This window comes from Niallia sp. CD-39, from assembly GCF_059874745.1.
This window is the reverse complement of record NZ_JCBCPS010000002.1, coordinates 142,445-158,074: the sequence shown is the minus strand read 5'-3', so window position 1 is coordinate 158,074 and position 15,630 is coordinate 142,445. Positions and strand designations below refer to the sequence as shown.

The 15,630-nt window shown below is 36.6% G+C and carries 17 protein-coding genes; 5 read left to right on the top strand and 12 right to left on the bottom strand.

From position 1 onward, the window contains the following. Positions 1 to 69: 69 nt before the first annotated feature. Together AC6F34_RS07105 and AC6F34_RS07100 are read right to left on the bottom strand one after the other, a co-directional pair. Positions 70 to 1,299, bottom strand: coding sequence for an amidohydrolase (locus AC6F34_RS07105; protein ID WP_500770467.1), 1,230 nt, complete (start codon positions 1,297 to 1,299; stop codon positions 70 to 72). 16 nt (positions 1,300 to 1,315) lie between these two features. Next, positions 1,316 to 2,533, bottom strand: a complete 1,218-nt coding sequence (locus AC6F34_RS07100; protein WP_500770465.1) for an amidohydrolase — start codon at positions 2,531 to 2,533, stop codon at positions 1,316 to 1,318. 123 nt (positions 2,534 to 2,656) lie between these two features. Between AC6F34_RS07100 and AC6F34_RS07095 the strand changes: the two genes are divergently transcribed. Further along, complete coding sequence (locus AC6F34_RS07095; protein WP_500770463.1) at positions 2,657 to 3,532, top strand: LysR family transcriptional regulator; 876 nt, start codon at positions 2,657 to 2,659, stop codon at positions 3,530 to 3,532. Positions 3,533 to 3,650: 118 nt separating this feature from the next. On the opposite strand, the gene AC6F34_RS07090 is transcribed toward AC6F34_RS07095, so the two are convergent. From AC6F34_RS07090 to AC6F34_RS07080, 3 genes are all read right to left on the bottom strand, one after another. After that, positions 3,651 to 4,961 (bottom strand): alkaline phosphatase family protein, encoded by a 1,311-nt coding sequence (locus AC6F34_RS07090; protein WP_500770461.1) that lies wholly within the window; start codon positions 4,959 to 4,961, stop codon positions 3,651 to 3,653. 5 nt (positions 4,962 to 4,966) lie between these two features. Then, entirely contained in the window at positions 4,967 to 6,214 is a 1,248-nt protein-coding gene (locus tag AC6F34_RS07085; protein ID WP_500770459.1) for an MFS transporter, read from the bottom strand. 263 nt (positions 6,215 to 6,477) lie between these two features. Further along, a complete protein-coding gene (locus AC6F34_RS07080; RefSeq protein WP_500770457.1) occupies positions 6,478 to 6,759 on the bottom strand; it encodes a CPCC family cysteine-rich protein in 282 nt (93 codons plus the stop codon). 306 nt (positions 6,760 to 7,065) lie between these two features. Here AC6F34_RS07080 and AC6F34_RS07075 point away from each other — a divergent pair, with 306 nt between their 5' ends. From AC6F34_RS07075 to AC6F34_RS07060, 4 genes are all read left to right on the top strand, one after another. Beyond that, a complete protein-coding gene (locus AC6F34_RS07075) occupies positions 7,066 to 7,647 on the top strand; it encodes a TetR/AcrR family transcriptional regulator (protein WP_500770455.1) in 582 nt (193 codons plus the stop codon). Then, positions 7,644 to 8,747 carry a serine hydrolase domain-containing protein gene (locus AC6F34_RS07070; RefSeq protein ID WP_500770453.1) on the top strand — a complete coding sequence of 368 codons (1,104 nt, stop codon included), beginning with the start codon at positions 7,644 to 7,646 and terminating at the stop codon, positions 8,745 to 8,747. Before AC6F34_RS07075 ends, AC6F34_RS07070 begins: the two co-directional genes overlap by 4 nt. 154 nt (positions 8,748 to 8,901) lie before the next feature. Then, entirely contained in the window at positions 8,902 to 9,930 is a 1,029-nt protein-coding gene (locus tag AC6F34_RS07065) for an alpha/beta fold hydrolase (protein ID WP_500770451.1), read from the top strand. A gap of 87 nt (positions 9,931 to 10,017) precedes the next feature. Then, the gene (locus tag AC6F34_RS07060) at positions 10,018 to 10,371 is read left to right on the top strand and encodes a VOC family protein (protein ID WP_500770449.1); all 354 of its coding nucleotides are present in this window, start codon (positions 10,018 to 10,020) and stop codon (positions 10,369 to 10,371) included. Positions 10,372 to 10,462: 91 nt separating this feature from the next. Here AC6F34_RS07060 and AC6F34_RS07055 read toward each other — a convergent pair whose 3' ends face one another. The 7 genes from AC6F34_RS07055 to AC6F34_RS07025 all read right to left on the bottom strand — a co-directional run bounded on the left by AC6F34_RS07055 (position 10,463) and on the right by AC6F34_RS07025 (position 15,552). Next, entirely contained in the window at positions 10,463 to 10,990 is a 528-nt protein-coding gene (locus AC6F34_RS07055; protein WP_500770447.1) for a general stress protein, read from the bottom strand. Between the two features lie 174 nt (positions 10,991 to 11,164). Next, on the bottom strand, positions 11,165 to 11,827 hold the full coding sequence (locus AC6F34_RS07050; RefSeq protein ID WP_500770445.1) for a hypothetical protein: 663 nt from the start codon (positions 11,825 to 11,827) through the stop codon (positions 11,165 to 11,167). A 6-nt stretch (positions 11,828 to 11,833) separates the two neighbouring features. Continuing rightward, positions 11,834 to 12,196 carry a FixH family protein gene (locus tag AC6F34_RS07045; protein WP_500770443.1) on the bottom strand — a complete coding sequence of 121 codons (363 nt, stop codon included), beginning with the start codon at positions 12,194 to 12,196 and terminating at the stop codon, positions 11,834 to 11,836. Continuing rightward, positions 12,193 to 12,864, bottom strand: a complete 672-nt coding sequence (locus AC6F34_RS07040) for an ABC transporter ATP-binding protein (RefSeq protein ID WP_500770441.1) — start codon at positions 12,862 to 12,864, stop codon at positions 12,193 to 12,195. Before AC6F34_RS07040 ends, AC6F34_RS07045 begins: the two co-directional genes overlap by 4 nt. Beyond that, entirely contained in the window at positions 12,861 to 13,658 is a 798-nt protein-coding gene (locus AC6F34_RS07035; RefSeq protein ID WP_500770439.1) for a copper ABC transporter permease, read from the bottom strand. The genes AC6F34_RS07040 and AC6F34_RS07035 overlap by 4 nt, the downstream gene beginning before the upstream one ends. Beyond that, positions 13,655 to 14,983, bottom strand: coding sequence for a nitrous oxide reductase family maturation protein NosD (nosD, locus tag AC6F34_RS07030; protein ID WP_500770437.1), 1,329 nt, complete (start codon positions 14,981 to 14,983; stop codon positions 13,655 to 13,657). The genes AC6F34_RS07035 and nosD overlap by 4 nt, the downstream gene beginning before the upstream one ends. Further along, on the bottom strand, positions 14,980 to 15,552 hold the full coding sequence (locus AC6F34_RS07025; RefSeq protein WP_500770435.1) for a hypothetical protein: 573 nt from the start codon (positions 15,550 to 15,552) through the stop codon (positions 14,980 to 14,982). Before AC6F34_RS07025 ends, nosD begins: the two co-directional genes overlap by 4 nt. Between the last annotated feature and the right edge of the window lie 78 nt (positions 15,553 to 15,630).

Below are 15,630 nucleotides of genomic sequence, written 5' to 3'. Positions count from 1 at the left end.
GTTTTAGGTCGTACCATAAACTGGACATTGAATAGAACGGTATACATTTCTGGTTTTATTTTTGTAGATTTACTTATTTTTACTTGCTGTTATTCTCCCTTGATACATTGTCAGTTCTGGTATAACGCGTCTTGCCACAACTTCTGCAGAGGAATGGGCATTAGCTAGTATAAAGTTAGCTTCTTCACCTACTATTGGCCATTGTTGATTTCCTTCTCTTGTTAGAGGCACTTTGCGATCTGTAATATATTTCAAGCTTTGGGATAATTCTAACTCATCGCTCCATCTTGATGCTTCCGCTAAGCGGCTCACCCTCTCAATTAAATCACCATTTCCAAATGGAGACCATAAGTCAAAAATGTTATCGCAACCAACTGCTACCTTTACTCCTCTTTCTTCTAAAAATTGTACAGGTGGAAAAGATCTGCTAATAGGTACACTCGTAATGATTGTGATTCCAGCCCTTGCCAACCATTTAGCTGTCTCTTCAAGAGGATTTAATTGTACATCAGCTAAGCCAAAGGCATGGCTAATATATACATTCTGCTTAAGGCCAGCTTCTATTGACAGTTGCGCTAATCGTTTCATCGTAAAAGTACCCAAATAATCTGCATCATGTAAATGCAAATCGATCCCTACTTCGAATTCAGCAGCTAAGCCTACCATCGTTTGGAGAGATGTTTCAATATCACCGTCAACTGAAGCTGGATCTACTCCCCCAATGTATTTCACCTGTTCATACGTTAATGCTTCTCTTAAAAGCTGGATCGTTTCATCATTTAGTAGACCATGTTGTGGGAACGCAACAATCTCAACATCTAATTTATCCTGATAAGTTTGTATCGCTTCAATGACTTCCTCTAAATTCTTCAGCCCTACTTCTGGGTAAATATCAACATGTGTCCTCATGTGAGTGACACCATTTTGGATATAGGTCTGAATAAGCTTTTCTGCTCTTTCTTTTGTTGTTGTGCGAAGATGAGGAAGGATGTTCTTCTCCATTTCAAACCTTTCAAAAATTGACTTTACCTTCTTTACTGGCCGCCATGCTTCTCCGAGTAATGTTTTATCAAGATGACAATGTTTTTCAACCAAGGAAGGCAATAAAAGAAGCCCTTTTCCGTCAATATGTGTCTCCTCATAATCGACATTATCGTCACTCGGGATAATGTCATCAATGTAACCATTTACAATTTTCACATCGATGCGTTTTGTTTTCGTTCCAACATAATGACCTTCATCTTGAATATAACCTGTTTCTACTGCAACGTTTTTAAGCCAATAACGTTGATTTATCATTTGATTTTCTCCTCTATTAAATCTTATTGACAATTAGCTTCCCTTGGAAGAATACCGCTCTTCTCTCTGAACGTCTGTCAACAGCTTGCGCACTACATTGTGCATCAACTAATACAAAGTTAGCTGGTGTGCCAGGTGTTGGCCATACTCTATTTCCTTTATGATCTAGTGAAGTTGTATTTCCCGTAATAAAAGAAACTGCATGGTGAAGGGCATATTCATCCTTTTTGCCAAACCTTTCTGCATAGACCGCAGCTTTATCTAGACTATCTCCGTTTCCAAACGGAGACCAGTGATCCGTAATGCTATCTGCGCCGAAAGAAATTGGCACGCCAAGTTTCTGAAGACTAGGGATTGGAATTGTTTTACTAGGTGATACAGTAGAAGTAATATCTATATTTTGATCCTTCAAACGATGTCCAACATCCATTAGCTCTTCCTCGCTAATATCTGCTAAAGCAAGAGCATGACTAATTGTTACACGTCCTTGCCACTTTGCTTCTTCAGTTAGAGCTGCAAGACGTTTCATTGTGAACAAGCCTAGATGGCCGCCATCATGAAGATGTATATCTATTCCTGCATCTTCCTTTACAGCTAAGTCCATCATCGTATGCAAAGATTTTTCTATGTCACCATCAATAGTGGCTGGGTCAACCCCACCAACTAATGTCGCACCGTTTCTCAAGGCTTCCTGTACGTAAGCACTCGCTTGTCCACGAAGAAGTCCTTGTTGTGGGAAAGCAACAATTTCTATCTCTACTTTCTCTTTATACTTATCCCTCGCTTCATTCGTTGCTTCTAGTTGATGCAGTCCTTCAATGTGACCGACATTGCAATGTGTACGAATCTTCGTTGTTCCTGATTCAATTAATAAATCAATGAGTTTTTCTGCTCGTTGCCTTGTATAAGGCCGAAGTTCCGGAAGCAATACTTCTTCTTCTCGCAAACGGGTATAAATGCCCTCTTTCGCTATTGTCGGTGCTTTCCAAGGGCCACCGTAAAAGGTCTTATCTAAATGAATATGCATATCTCGAAACGCTGGCATGACTAATAAACCCTTTGCATCAATAAATGGCCCATTTTCTTCTGGCTTTTCTTCCTGAATTTTTACGATATAGCCTGATTCTATTTTTAGGAAGTAACGCTTTGTGTCAGTCCCAACTATTTCTTCATTCTGGTACGTAAAGCCTGTTTCAAGTACAACATTAGAAATCCAATATGTAGACGTATCCATCTATTCCCTCCTATAATGAAACTTTATAAGATGGTAGCACAATTTAATGAAAATTCATTATATGAATAATATGGATTAGGATAAGGTTTTTTATATAGTAATAAATGTAGAGGATGAAAACGAATGGATATTAAGCAATTGCGCTACTTTAAAGAGATTGTGGAACAAGGAAATATTTCCGCAGCAGCCGAAAAATTATATATGTCACAACCCCCACTTAGTCAACAACTGCGCTCCTTAGAAGAGGAATTGGATACTGCCTTGTTTGATCGAAATGGAAGAAAGCTTGAATTAACGGAAGCTGGTCGATCCCTGTATCAATATGCGTTAGAAATCATCCAACTTACAGAAGAAGCAAAACAAAATGTGAAAGATATAGGATCTGGCTTAAAGGGTACGTTAAGCATTGGCATTAACACTTTTTCATCTACCGAATTACTCACGAGTATCCAAACATTTTATCAACTCTATCCTAACGTACACCTTAAGATTCAACAAAACGAATCGAGTCAATTATGTCAGTTAGTTAAAAAAAGAACGATTGAGCTAGCAATAATAAGACTTCCTTTAGATTTAGGTGCATTTGATGTTCTTCATTTAAAAGATGAGCCTTTTTATTTTGTCACATCCAAACAAACCCCAATGAAGCACACCATCACGTGGCAAAAAATAAGTGAATACCCTATGATGTTACCTAGCACAGAAGGGTTAGGAGTCTACTCGCTCATACGCGAGCGCCTTGCTAAAAAAGGCATTGATCATTCGCTTATCGGTGAATGTTCCGATATTCACTTACTTACACAAATGATTGCTCTAGGCATGACAAATGCCATTGTCCCTGAAGCATATGTGAAGCAAAACCAGCATCAACATATAAAAGCCTTACAAATTGTCGATGAAGAAAGCTTCACATCACCAGTCGGCTTAATCTGGTTAAAAAACCATAATCTCTCAAAGCCTGCAGAACGGTTTGTACAAGCTTTAAGAGGGTTGCTGTAAATGAAACTAAAACATGATAATTCCCCTAAGGTTTTCATGTTTCCAGAGAAAATTTGTTGAATACTCAATATGGGTGATTTTTATTGTATTTTAAGTTGAATGGTGACGGGTAATGACCTTATTTCAGTACATACCTCTCTTTAAATACTTCCCCCAGCACTCTCCCGTCACATGTGGGAAAGTTTATACCTAGTAAGTTAGCGATTGTTGGTGCAAGATCGATGACTTCAACTTCGCCAAGTTCATATTCGCTTTTTATTGCTTGTCCCGATATGACAATCGTGCTTGTGTAATTTGGTTTGTTTGGAGAATAGCCGTGTGTTGCGTATTTGATCCCGAGTTCATGCAAGTCAATGAGAACGGGCTTATCGTATTCATCTTCAAAGGCATAACCTTCCCTGGCTTCAATCATGTAGGGAAAGATAGGATCTACATGCATAGGATCGAGGTCTTCTCTAGTAAGGATGCTTTCAATGCCATAGCGACCCTCACCTAGAGCTTGTTGGAGTATTTCTAGCACTCGCTTTTCTGCTTCTTGATCGTCTTCTCTTATATGTACATACGCAGCGCCACCAGCTCCTTGCACATACGCTCGCCAATGCATTTCACCATTCTCTTCAAATATTAACCCTTGATTATACAGCAGTCGATTCAAGTATACTTTGTACCTTACATCTAACTGTCCGTGATCTCCTACAACGATAAAGGTTGTATCATCCTTAATCCCTGCTTCTTCAACAGCCTTCATCAGATCACCAATTCGTTCATCCATCTGGACGATCGCCTCCTCAATATGAGGACCCTCTGTTCCGAACGCATGCTTCACTTCATCTAGTTCAATTAAATGCAGAAGGAAAAGGTCAGGCTTTTTCCGCTTGATTGTATCGACCGCACACATTGTTGAGAAATCATCCAGATACGGCTGTTCAATACCCTTACGATATCGACCGTACTTTAATTCCATGCGCATGCTAAAAAGCGGACTTCCATTTTTTAATACTTTCAATGCTTGATTTTCATTTCTAATCGCTTTTATTTCTGGAAGATTGTATTTAATTGAGGCATGACCAGTAACCGGCCATAAAATGCCGGCTACTGTCAACCCTTGTTCTTTTGCTTCATCATAAATAGTCTTTGCTTTGACATCTTTCCTAAACCAATGCCACTCCTGATCGTCTTCAGCAACAAAAGGCTGAAATGGGTTATTATGATAAACACCGTGCTTGTTCGGATAAACACCTGTTACATAAGATGCATGAATGACATACGTAAGTGTAGGATACACACTTTTCACCTTCGTAGACCATGCACCATTCTGAATAAGCTTAGATAGGTTAGGCAATTTACTAGCCATTTCCCAGTTATCCTTAGAAAAGGCATCGTAGGAAATAACGATTACATGTTTTTTATTCTTTGATTCTGAGTTCATTACTCTCACCCTATCACTTTAGCATCAATGTTTTCTTCCTTTGGTAATGTTAAAAACACGATCAGTCCAATAATGAACAATGGAATAATAGATAGAATGCTATATTGTGGATTGCCAGTTAAAGTGTTTGTTATGGACATTAAGAATGGCCCGATGATTGCTGCGAACTTTCCAAAAATATTATAGAAGCCAAAAAATTCATTCGACATTTGCTTTGGAATGATCTTTCCATAGTACGACCTGCTCAGTGCTTGAATACCACCCTGTGCGGAGCCAATCAATATACCGAGAAGGAAAATATGCCATACTGACGAAATGAAAAATGCAGCAATACAAGCGACGATATACGTACTAATCCCAAAGACTATCATTTTCCTTGCTGAATATTTTTTTGCTAAGCTCCCATATAAAAGTGCAAATGGAAAGGCAACAAGCTGGATGATTAATAGGATTCCAAGTAGAGTAAACATATCTAAGGCATCGCTTCCTAGAACACTTTGTGCATAAGGAACGACCATTTTAATAATCGTATCGACACCATCAATATAAAAGAAATACGCAATTAAAAACACAAACACTACTTTATAGCTTTTAATGTGTAATAATGTTTTACCTAGTCGCTTAAAGCTATTCACGACAGGCTTAGGTTCTGGCTCAATATAGTAGCGCTGCCTAACATCTCTAAGCATCGGGAAGGTTAGTAGCCCCCACCAAAGTGCTGTAATAATAAAACCAATTTGATACCCAATTGCTTGATCCATCCCCATGAAGAAGATAACAGCAAGACTTATTCCAAAAGGAATAACACTGCTAATATATCCGTATGCATACCCGCTCGTTGACACCTTATCCATTCTGTCATCGCTTGTCACATCGACTAAGAAGGCATCATAGAAAACATTTGCGCCTGCAAAGCCAATTGCTGATAACACGTACAAAATGATTAGAAGCTGCCATTGACCACTCTCAGGAGAAATAAATGCAAACGAAAACGTTGCTAAAATACCGAGTAAGGCAAAAAAGATAAAGAAGCGTTTCTTCTTATCCTTATAATCTGCGATGGTCCCTAAAATCGGGCTAAGTACTGCTACTAGAATACTAGCTAATGAATTAAAATACCCCAAATCCATACTATTTGTGCCTTTAAACATCCCGAACACAATCGGAAACAAAGCTGTCGAAATGGCCATAGAATACGCTGAGTTACCGCAATCATATAATATCCATGATTTCTCTTGCCTACTTAGCTTCATCCACCCAATCCCCTTAAAAAACATATTTTACCGATATTATATCATTGCCTTTCCTTGTAGATGATTAAATAAGAAGTAAATTTACATAATTATAAACAAAAAAACACAACCCACTACCGTCTCGTAATTGTTAATAAAATGTAGAGCCTGGATTTTGTCCTACGCACTCCGTTTTAAATGGCAAACAAGTAAAGAAGCAGTTTGATTCTCCTTAATGATCTTGCAGTATTTCACAAATCATTCAATATAAAAGGCTGTTGCTTTTATCCATCAACAGCGCTTTCTAAGGGCTTCCAATTGAGATCTCTTTCATCAAGCTTATTCGGTTTCCTCACAAATTCTAAACATCTCTCTTCGCAAGCTCCAAGTTCAAGAAAGTTTTTTTGTGCTTGTCTTAATGACGGGATGTTTGCTCCACCATCGTAATCAGGGTCATCATATTGAATACCATCATCTTCCCAAAAACAAATACTGCAAATTTCATAAGTTCCAGGGGGTTCTTCATCTAATGTTTTATAACCACAGCAAGGACAAGTATATTTCAACATTACCACTCCAATTTCAAGGACAATTTCATCGCTATTTTCACATATCCATTCTAGACATACAACTAGATCTTTCGAAAATTTGTTAACTACGGTCATTGCAACATGTGAGTTCTAGGGTACATGATTTATACAAACAAATAATCTTCCCCCGTCACATCTAATTTCTTGTTCAGGTTTCTTTATACTTTTAAAGTGTTTTGATTTTTTTGAAAATAAAGTTTTGCAAACCTTAAACATGATATATAATATTTAATATATATCGTTTGATCTATATAATTCAGACTCAGAAATGGAGATCCTATCATGGCACCTAAGAATAAATATTCCAAGCAGCAAATCATTGACGCCGCTTTTGAAATTGCAACGATGGAAGGAATTGATAACATTACAATTAGAAAAGTAGCTGATCGATTAGGAAGCTCAATTGCACCCATTTACGTCAATTTTAACGATGTTGATGAACTAAAACGAAATGTCTTAAAAAAAATATATGAACTAAGTAAACAACTGTTAACAGACCAAGATTCTGGAGATCCATTTCATGATATAGGAGTAGCAAGCCTGCGCTTTGCTAAAGAGTACAGTGTCCTATTTCGTGATTTGATCATGAAACATAATGACTATCTTGAAAATTACGACGAAGAAATGGGATATGATTTAATATTGCATATGAAGGGTGATCCTAAACTTAAGGGCTTTACAGATGAGGAGTTGATGATGATCTTATTAAAGATGAGAATCTTTTCAGTCGGACTTTCAACTATGGTAGCTAATCGATTACTGCCAGAGGATTTGTGTGAAGAAAAAAAAGCGATCGAGCTTTTAGATCGTACAGCAACAGATATCATTGCTGCAGCGCGCCTTAGACAAAATGAGGGGAAGTGAGTATTATTCAGATAGAAGAAATTAGAATGTCCATTGAAAATCGCTTTAGAAAAACAATACGGAAAGATGACAACATACGCAATGCCCATTTATTAGTGCACTCAGAAAAATTAGGAATCCACATTAATATTGCTGGAGGCTCAACAGGGAGTATTCCTGCTCAACCTGAACAACCTTTCTTTATTGCAAGTGTCGGAAAGTTGTTTACCTCTGTGTTAATTGGCATATTGAAAGAACAAGGAAAATTAACTTATGAAGATTATATTGCATCCTTTTTAAATCCTGATTTACTGAACAATTTACATGTATATAAAAAAACAGATTATACAAAGGCTATCAAAATCAAACATTTACTCAATCATACATCAGGTCTTCCTGACTACTTCGAGGATAAGCCAAAACAGGGAAGAACAATGATTAATAGGATTCTAGAAGAACCAACCACGTTTTGGTCACCACAGCAAGTAATTCAATGGAGCAAAGAAAATCTTGCTTCACATTTCCCACCTGGGGAAAGGTTTCATTATTCAGATACTGGTTATCAGCTACTAGGATTAATCATTGAGAATATTACAACTATGCCTTTTCACAAAGCACTTCAACACTACATTTTTACACCGATTGATATGAAACACTCCTATCTACTACAACATTCTGAACCACTTGAAAAAAGCATCTATCCTATCGCAAATTTTTATAAAGGTCGAACAGAATTAACTCACTATCGCAGCTTGAGTATTGATTATGCAGGTGGAGGAATTGTCGCTACGGCAGAAGATTTGTTGAAATTTATGAAAGCACTGGTCAAGCAGGAGATTTTGAATCAAGAGACAATGGAACAAATGAAGAACTGGGCAAAGTTTTCGCTTGGTATTGATTACGGATACGGAATCATGAATTTTAAAACCGTACCATTGTTCATGCCAAAAAAATACAATGTTTGGGGAAATGCAGGAATGACTGGCTCCTTTATGTTTTACCATCCTGAACTAGACACTTACATCATTGGAAGCTTAAATCAGTTCCGCTATCACCGAAAGGGAATTATGTTCATGTTTAAACTGATTCATATTCTATCAAAGCTTCCCAATGAGCAATGAACATGTCATTTTTCCAATGACTATGTGCGAAAAAATAGATGACTTTTTTTGTGATACACAAAATACTAATAACTCTTTTCGAAAAAATATGCATAAGTTTGTTACTAGTTGAATAATAGAGTAAAAGTGGATGAAGCTTTTGGGGGAGTGAAGAATGGTATTTTTCATGAGAAAAAGAGATTTTATGATTGCGGATACAGGGCTCGATTCGGTTGAAAATGTTTTATTAGGTGGTGTGAATCAGTCCATTCTTATTCAAGCAGAGAACCCTAAAAACCCAATTTTATTATTTATTCATGGAGGACCATGTATGCCAGTTCCCGGTGTAGCATCGCGTGGTCAAGATTATGCGATCGCAATTGCGACTAAAGAGCTCGTTAAGCATTTCGTATTAGTGTTTTGGGATCAAAGAGGTGAGGGGAAATCATATGATAAATCGATTCCATCTGAATCAATAAGAGTTGAACAATATATTCACGACTGCAACGAATTAATTGATTATTTAAGAGAGAGATTTGATCAAGAAAAGATTTATCTTGCAGCTCATTCTTGGGGAACTGTAATAGGTTTATCGATTGCCTCAAGTTATCCTAAAAAGCTCCATTCTTATGTAGGCATCTCTCAGCTTTTGAATTGGGCTGAAAATGACCAATACTGTTATTATTGGCTAAAGGTGAAAGCAATAGACGCAAATGATAAAAAGACGCTCAAAAAGTTAGAAGTTCTTGGTGGGCCACCTTATAAAACTGTTAAACCTTGGATCGATTTTCGTGGTTTATTAATGAAATATAAATCCATGGTTTATGAAAATGAAACCATAAAGCATCCAGGGATAATCGGGGGAATAACCATATTTTTATGTGCCCGTGATTACTCTTTAAAAGATATTTACCACTCGTTTAGGAGTGCCTACGACTTAACATATACACAAGCTCTAATCGAAGATTTTGCGAAAATAAACCTTCAAACTATACGTAAGGTAGATATACCCGTTTTCTTTTTACATGGTAAACAGGATCTTCATCTTGACGGGACATCCGTAGAAAACTTCGTGAAAGAATTAGATTCGCCTTATGGCAAAGAAATGATTTGGTATGAAAACTCCTCGCATATGTTTCACCCTAAGGACGCAAAAGAAATAGAGAAATACATCATTGAGGTTGTTAAAGAAACAAAAAAGTGAATAAAAATTAAATATTGTAGCTCTACGATAAGGACTCACTATGAATCAGTGGATTAATCATTCTAATAGAAAGGAAGTGTTCTCACAATGTCAAAAATGTTTCAAAAAATTGATACTGTTTTTGTTCCAACACGAAATATTGATACTTCGCTTAGCTGGTATACTGAAGTTTTAGGTGGTACTCCAGGATGGAAGAGCGAAAAAGGTGAGTACCAGTGTATAGAGTTTGGGGAAACATCACTAACATTGTTTCTTACTGATGATCAGGTACACTTCCAGCCCCGTCGTAGCTCGTTAAATTTTTATGTGTCTGATGCAGAGACAGCATACAATTATTTAAAGAAACATGGAGTCAAAGTTAAAGATTTACAAAAATACGGAGCACGCTACTTTGCCTTTTATGACCACGATGGAAATTGCCTAGAAGTGTGTGAATATTAGGACTCTAAACATTAGTAGGTTTAACCTTCTTTTTTTAAAAAAGGCTCTGTTACACTTTATTGCTGATTATATGATAATTGGAACTCGATTTTTAGAGTTCCAATTTCTTCATTCGTCTAAAATCCTTATTCATACAGGAATTCTTCAATTTTTTACTTTTTAACAAATCTTTTATTTCATAGACATTGTAGGAGAGCTGAATGTAAAAGTAGTTAATAAACTCTAAAATTGCAAAAACATATATGAAGAAGGCGATAGCTAAACCTCCTAATGGCAAAGATGGATACCATTTGATGATATCATAAGCAAATACTATCATTACGGTCAAAATTATAACCATATTCACTGTTTTTAAACTATGAAACTGTCGAACAACCTTAATCTGGGTTCTAGCATTATTCTCATTTCTTAGTCTTTTAAGTTTTACATGCCAATAGATCGTTCCTTGGATTAAAAGAAACTCTAAAAGGATAAATGAAACCCAAAATGAATAGAGAGAATACAATTGTAGATTTGGAAATGCGTAATCTACTAAATAACTAACAGGTACAAAAGTAATTATAGAAAATAATTCCCCAGAGTATAAATAAGCCAACCTGTTTTCTAACGTTTTTTTCACATTTATTTCTCTCCTCTCTGCTATACATTATATGAATTAAATTAAGGTAAGAAAACTACATATTGTATTTTATCGTTTATGTCAGTCACCTCAAATACTAATGGTGTTGGTAGAAATTCTTTTATTATGTTATTATCATCAAAAAATAAAGAGGCTCGGTTGTCCTTCGCCTCTTTATTTTATATGAATAATTACTTCGAGTGACGCAATTTGAGATTGATACAACTCCTCGTATTTTTTTGCTGAATTGAAGGCAATTTCTCTTTTTGTTGCATTAGGACTTTCCTTCAACACATCTTGTCTCAGCTGATGATTTATTTTTTCTAATAGATGGCTCTGTGTATAATATTCATTGAGCCCATTCTGAAGAATAATCGTGTCAATCTTCTCTACAAGTTTTTTTGTAGAGTAACCTTCTTCTATTTTGCTCATAGTAGACTCTATTGTCTTTTGGACTACATCTTCATCTACGGTTAGCCCTTTCTCTTCGGCTAGTAAAAACATAGAATAGCGCTCGATCATTTGTGAGAGACTTACATTGTATTTGTCGTTATATCTAATTTGTTCATCCCAGTAGTTCATTTGCTCTTCAAGCTCTTTCCCGTGCAAACGAAGTCTGTCTTCCTCTCTATGCAACTCGACCTCAATCTTTTTCATTAGCTTGAATTTATTAAAGTCTTTTAGTGTAAATGTCTTATCATGAATCGTAACTACTTCATCACTTCTATTCTCAGGTTCATTGATGAGAGATTCTATTGTTTCAGTAGATGGCAGACAGCCACTTAGAACATTACCTAATAAGAGAAGGACTCCTAGGATAAGTAGTTTTCTCATCATCAAAGATCAACTCTCTTTCACTTCAAATGAAAGAACCTTCACAAATTCTGTACCTGCCTTCTCTGCTTCGAGATTTGCAAGCCACTCTCCACCCATTGGAAACTCTACAGTTGATTCATACAACCCATTTCCTCTATCTTCAAAATTTGCCATAATTGTACCATGATCCATTTTTTCCATTTCTAGGAGAGCAACAATGTTCAAGTTTTCCACAGGATTTCCACCCTCAGTTACTCTTAATGTAAATTGAGAAGCAGTCCCAGCTTTATACTTAGGTGCTTCTTCAATCATCACTTCATAATTATTTTTTAGTCCGCATGCTCCCAGTATGATGGTTATTAGCACAAGTAAGAAAAAGCGATTTTTCATTTTGCTCTCACTCCTTTAAAGTGGGTTTCTAAAAAATCGTTGACCGTATATTTTGTCATCATCCCATTTTCTAAAAACGCGACATGGGTGCACGTCTGCTCAATTTCTTCCATATGGTGGGAAGCCATAAAAATTGTCTTATTTGTCAATGATTTTAGAATACCAAGGATTTCTTCACGACCGAGTGGGTCAAGGCCACTTGTAGGTTCATCTAGAATAAAGATTTCTGTATCGTAATAAAGCATGACACATAGACCAAGCCGTTGCAGCATCCCCTTTGAATAGCCCATAATTAACCCATTGCGATCATCCCATAATGAAACAAGCTTCAACTTCTCTTCAATCCGCTTGTCATCAACTTTACTGGAAACGAGTGAAGCAAAAAATTGTAGATTTTCTAATCCAGTCAAATGTGGATAAAGATGAAACTTCTCTGGCAAATAGGAAACCATCCTTTTCCATGACTCCTTCTTAATTGAACTGCCACCAAGAATAACCTCTCCTTTTTTTACTGGAAGCAGGCCAAGTATAGAATGGATTAATGTTGATTTCCCTGCCCCATTTCGCCCTACAAGCGCGCATTTTTCATCCTTTTCTATGACAAGATTAATATCTTGCAAGACCTTTTTACTATGATAAGATTGATGCAGACCTTTGATCTCAATCATATGTTTCGCCCCTTCCTTTTGCTCATAATAGCAGCTTCAAACAAAAGTGCCACCCAGAAAATGACGACGATGATCAAAAACTTCCATGGAGCCATCCAGATCATTTTTTCCATTAGGAAAGACATATTGTTTAAGGAAAACAACCCTAACGATGTTTCAAAAAACAAACGAATGGTATGCATCGGATCCAAAAAGTAAAGAAAAGAAAATAGTTTAATATTTTCAAAGGAAACAGATGGGATATATTGAATAAACAGCAAATCTAATAGGAATATGAAGAAAAACCACGAGAATACCACTGAACCAATTAACTGCATTTTGGTATGAGAGATTGTACCGAGAAATATACCAATTTGATTAAAAACAACTAATTTCGTTACGACCGTTACTAAAAAAACGATAAAGCCCAAAAGCTCAAACTGAAGCATCCACTTCATCGGAATCGCCAATATAAAATACCAAGCAACAAAAATGGCTAGAATTACGACTTGTATGGCGATACTTTTTTTAAACAAAAAACTTCTAGGTGATTCTTTTTTTGTTAAGAGCATCATAGCTGTTTTTAGTTCTTTTTCTTGATAGATGGAAAAAGAAGAAAGAAACATCGCTAAGATCGGTATTAAGTAAATGTTCATATCGTAAAGCGAGAGAAGAAAGACATCAAACCCTAAGTCAATTGGATATGAGTTTGCTTGCCATAATAAAAATAAAGAGGTTATGATGACCATTGAGAGTCCTACCCATAAACCTCTTCCACGTGATTGCTCCATCCATTCCTTCCAGATATAATTCATTTCATGGTTCCCCCTCTCCGCTTGTGCTTATAATAGATTACGCCACCTATTAATAGAATAAGGATCGCGAGAATAATAAACTTACTAGTAGCGCTTTTATCAACATCATGATCTATTAAAGGAAAGTCATCCTTTGCTGCTACTCTTTGTTTATTTACTAATTGATTGACCTTCTCATATATATTTATAGCTGGGCTTTTCAAAAACAAATAGGCTAGCTCATTCTCCTCTATCAACCTATAGAGCGAAGATTGATACTCAACTGGGTGATCACCAACTGAATTTTGATCTAAATCAAACACTGGATGTTCATCTCCCCAATAATTCCCTCTCCCATTCTTACTCCATTCATTATTTGATTGCGCGCCGATTGTAAGAACATTGGCTACATTTTTCTTAAAATGGTTTTCTGTAAACACTTGAGCATTGGAGGTTGTCCATAGTTCAATCCCAATGTCATTATAAAAAAATCGATTTCCTTGAATGTGATTTTGTGTTGACTGTTCCAAGTAAATACCGCGTTGATTAGAATAAAACTCATTATTGTCCACTATATTATTGTTACTCGTTTGAATAATTAATCCAAACGATCGGGAGCCTTGGTTAAATGAAAACTGATTATCCTTTAACACTATCCCTTGTGACTGCATAATTGCTGCGCCACCTGTATTCTTAATAAAGCGATTATGATAGAAGCTATTATCATTAGAATACATATAGTGAAGCCCATATCTCGTTTCGCTCACATAGTTATTATTTATTTCATTGTGGTCTGAATACTCTACAAAGATGCCGTCACGCGTCTTAGAGATGGTGCTGCCTTCAATTCGGGTATTATAGGCTCGAATTAACTGAATACCGTTTCCCTGACTACCGAGTTTACTTTCTCCTTGCCCGATCACAGTCACATTTTCAACCGTATTATGATTGACATTGTTTAAATAGAGACCATGGAAAACGTCTTGAATCACTAAATTGCGGAACTGATGATGATCTCCTGTTGCACGAATTCCGGAATATTCCTCATCGGAACTACGCGTAAGACCACCATTGCGAATAACAAGATTTTCTAACGTTACATTTGAAGCATCAATGGTTACCACATTTTCTGTTGCATCTCCATGTATGACAGTGTTTTTCTTACCTATGATTGTAATAGGTTTTGTGATTGAAATATTCCCCTCATAAATCGAGTCGTTTAGCACTAATACGCCTTCAACTGGTGTTTCATCAATGAGCTGTTGCAATTGTACGCTTGCTTGCGCAATAGGAGCTGTTACCATCCAAGAGACTAGTCCTACCAATAACATCATTCGTTTTTTCATTTCAATCTCTCCAAGTATAGAGGCATAATCGATAGAAGGAATGCCAAGCCTAAAATGAAGACTCCTGTTGTAAAATAGCTATCTGTAACAAAATTAGCTATTGTATTTTCTCCGATGATAGGTGGGATAAAAGGCTCTATTTCAATCGGTGCCATTGGATCTAATTCAGTCCCAAATTTTGTTAACCAGCGTTTCATATCATAAATGCCCCATACGCCTCCGATCATGAAAAGGCTAATAAATCCATAGAGAAGGCTCCTTCTTCTCAAAACAGCGGTCGCAACAGCCAATAGTGCCATAACAATAAGTAGATAAGGTAAATATTGTAGTTCGGGAAAGGTTTCATTACTGAATTCAGCCATACCGATATAATGGTTCAACCCGTTAACGATATCGATATTTCCCGCTAGCTTGCTTGGGTAGACAATAATATCTAATCCTTCTGGATATTGTGGTGCATAGAACTTCATTCCCCACCACGGAAAAAAGATAGAGACAACGAGAAGGAAGCCCGCTCCAATTAGACAGTACATAGAACGATTCGATAACTTTTTTGCCAAGTTGGTCATCTCCCCTCTACATTGAAGAAGGATATGTAAATTCAATACCCTTCTTCAACTGTTCAATTTCCTCTATTTGTGCCATCC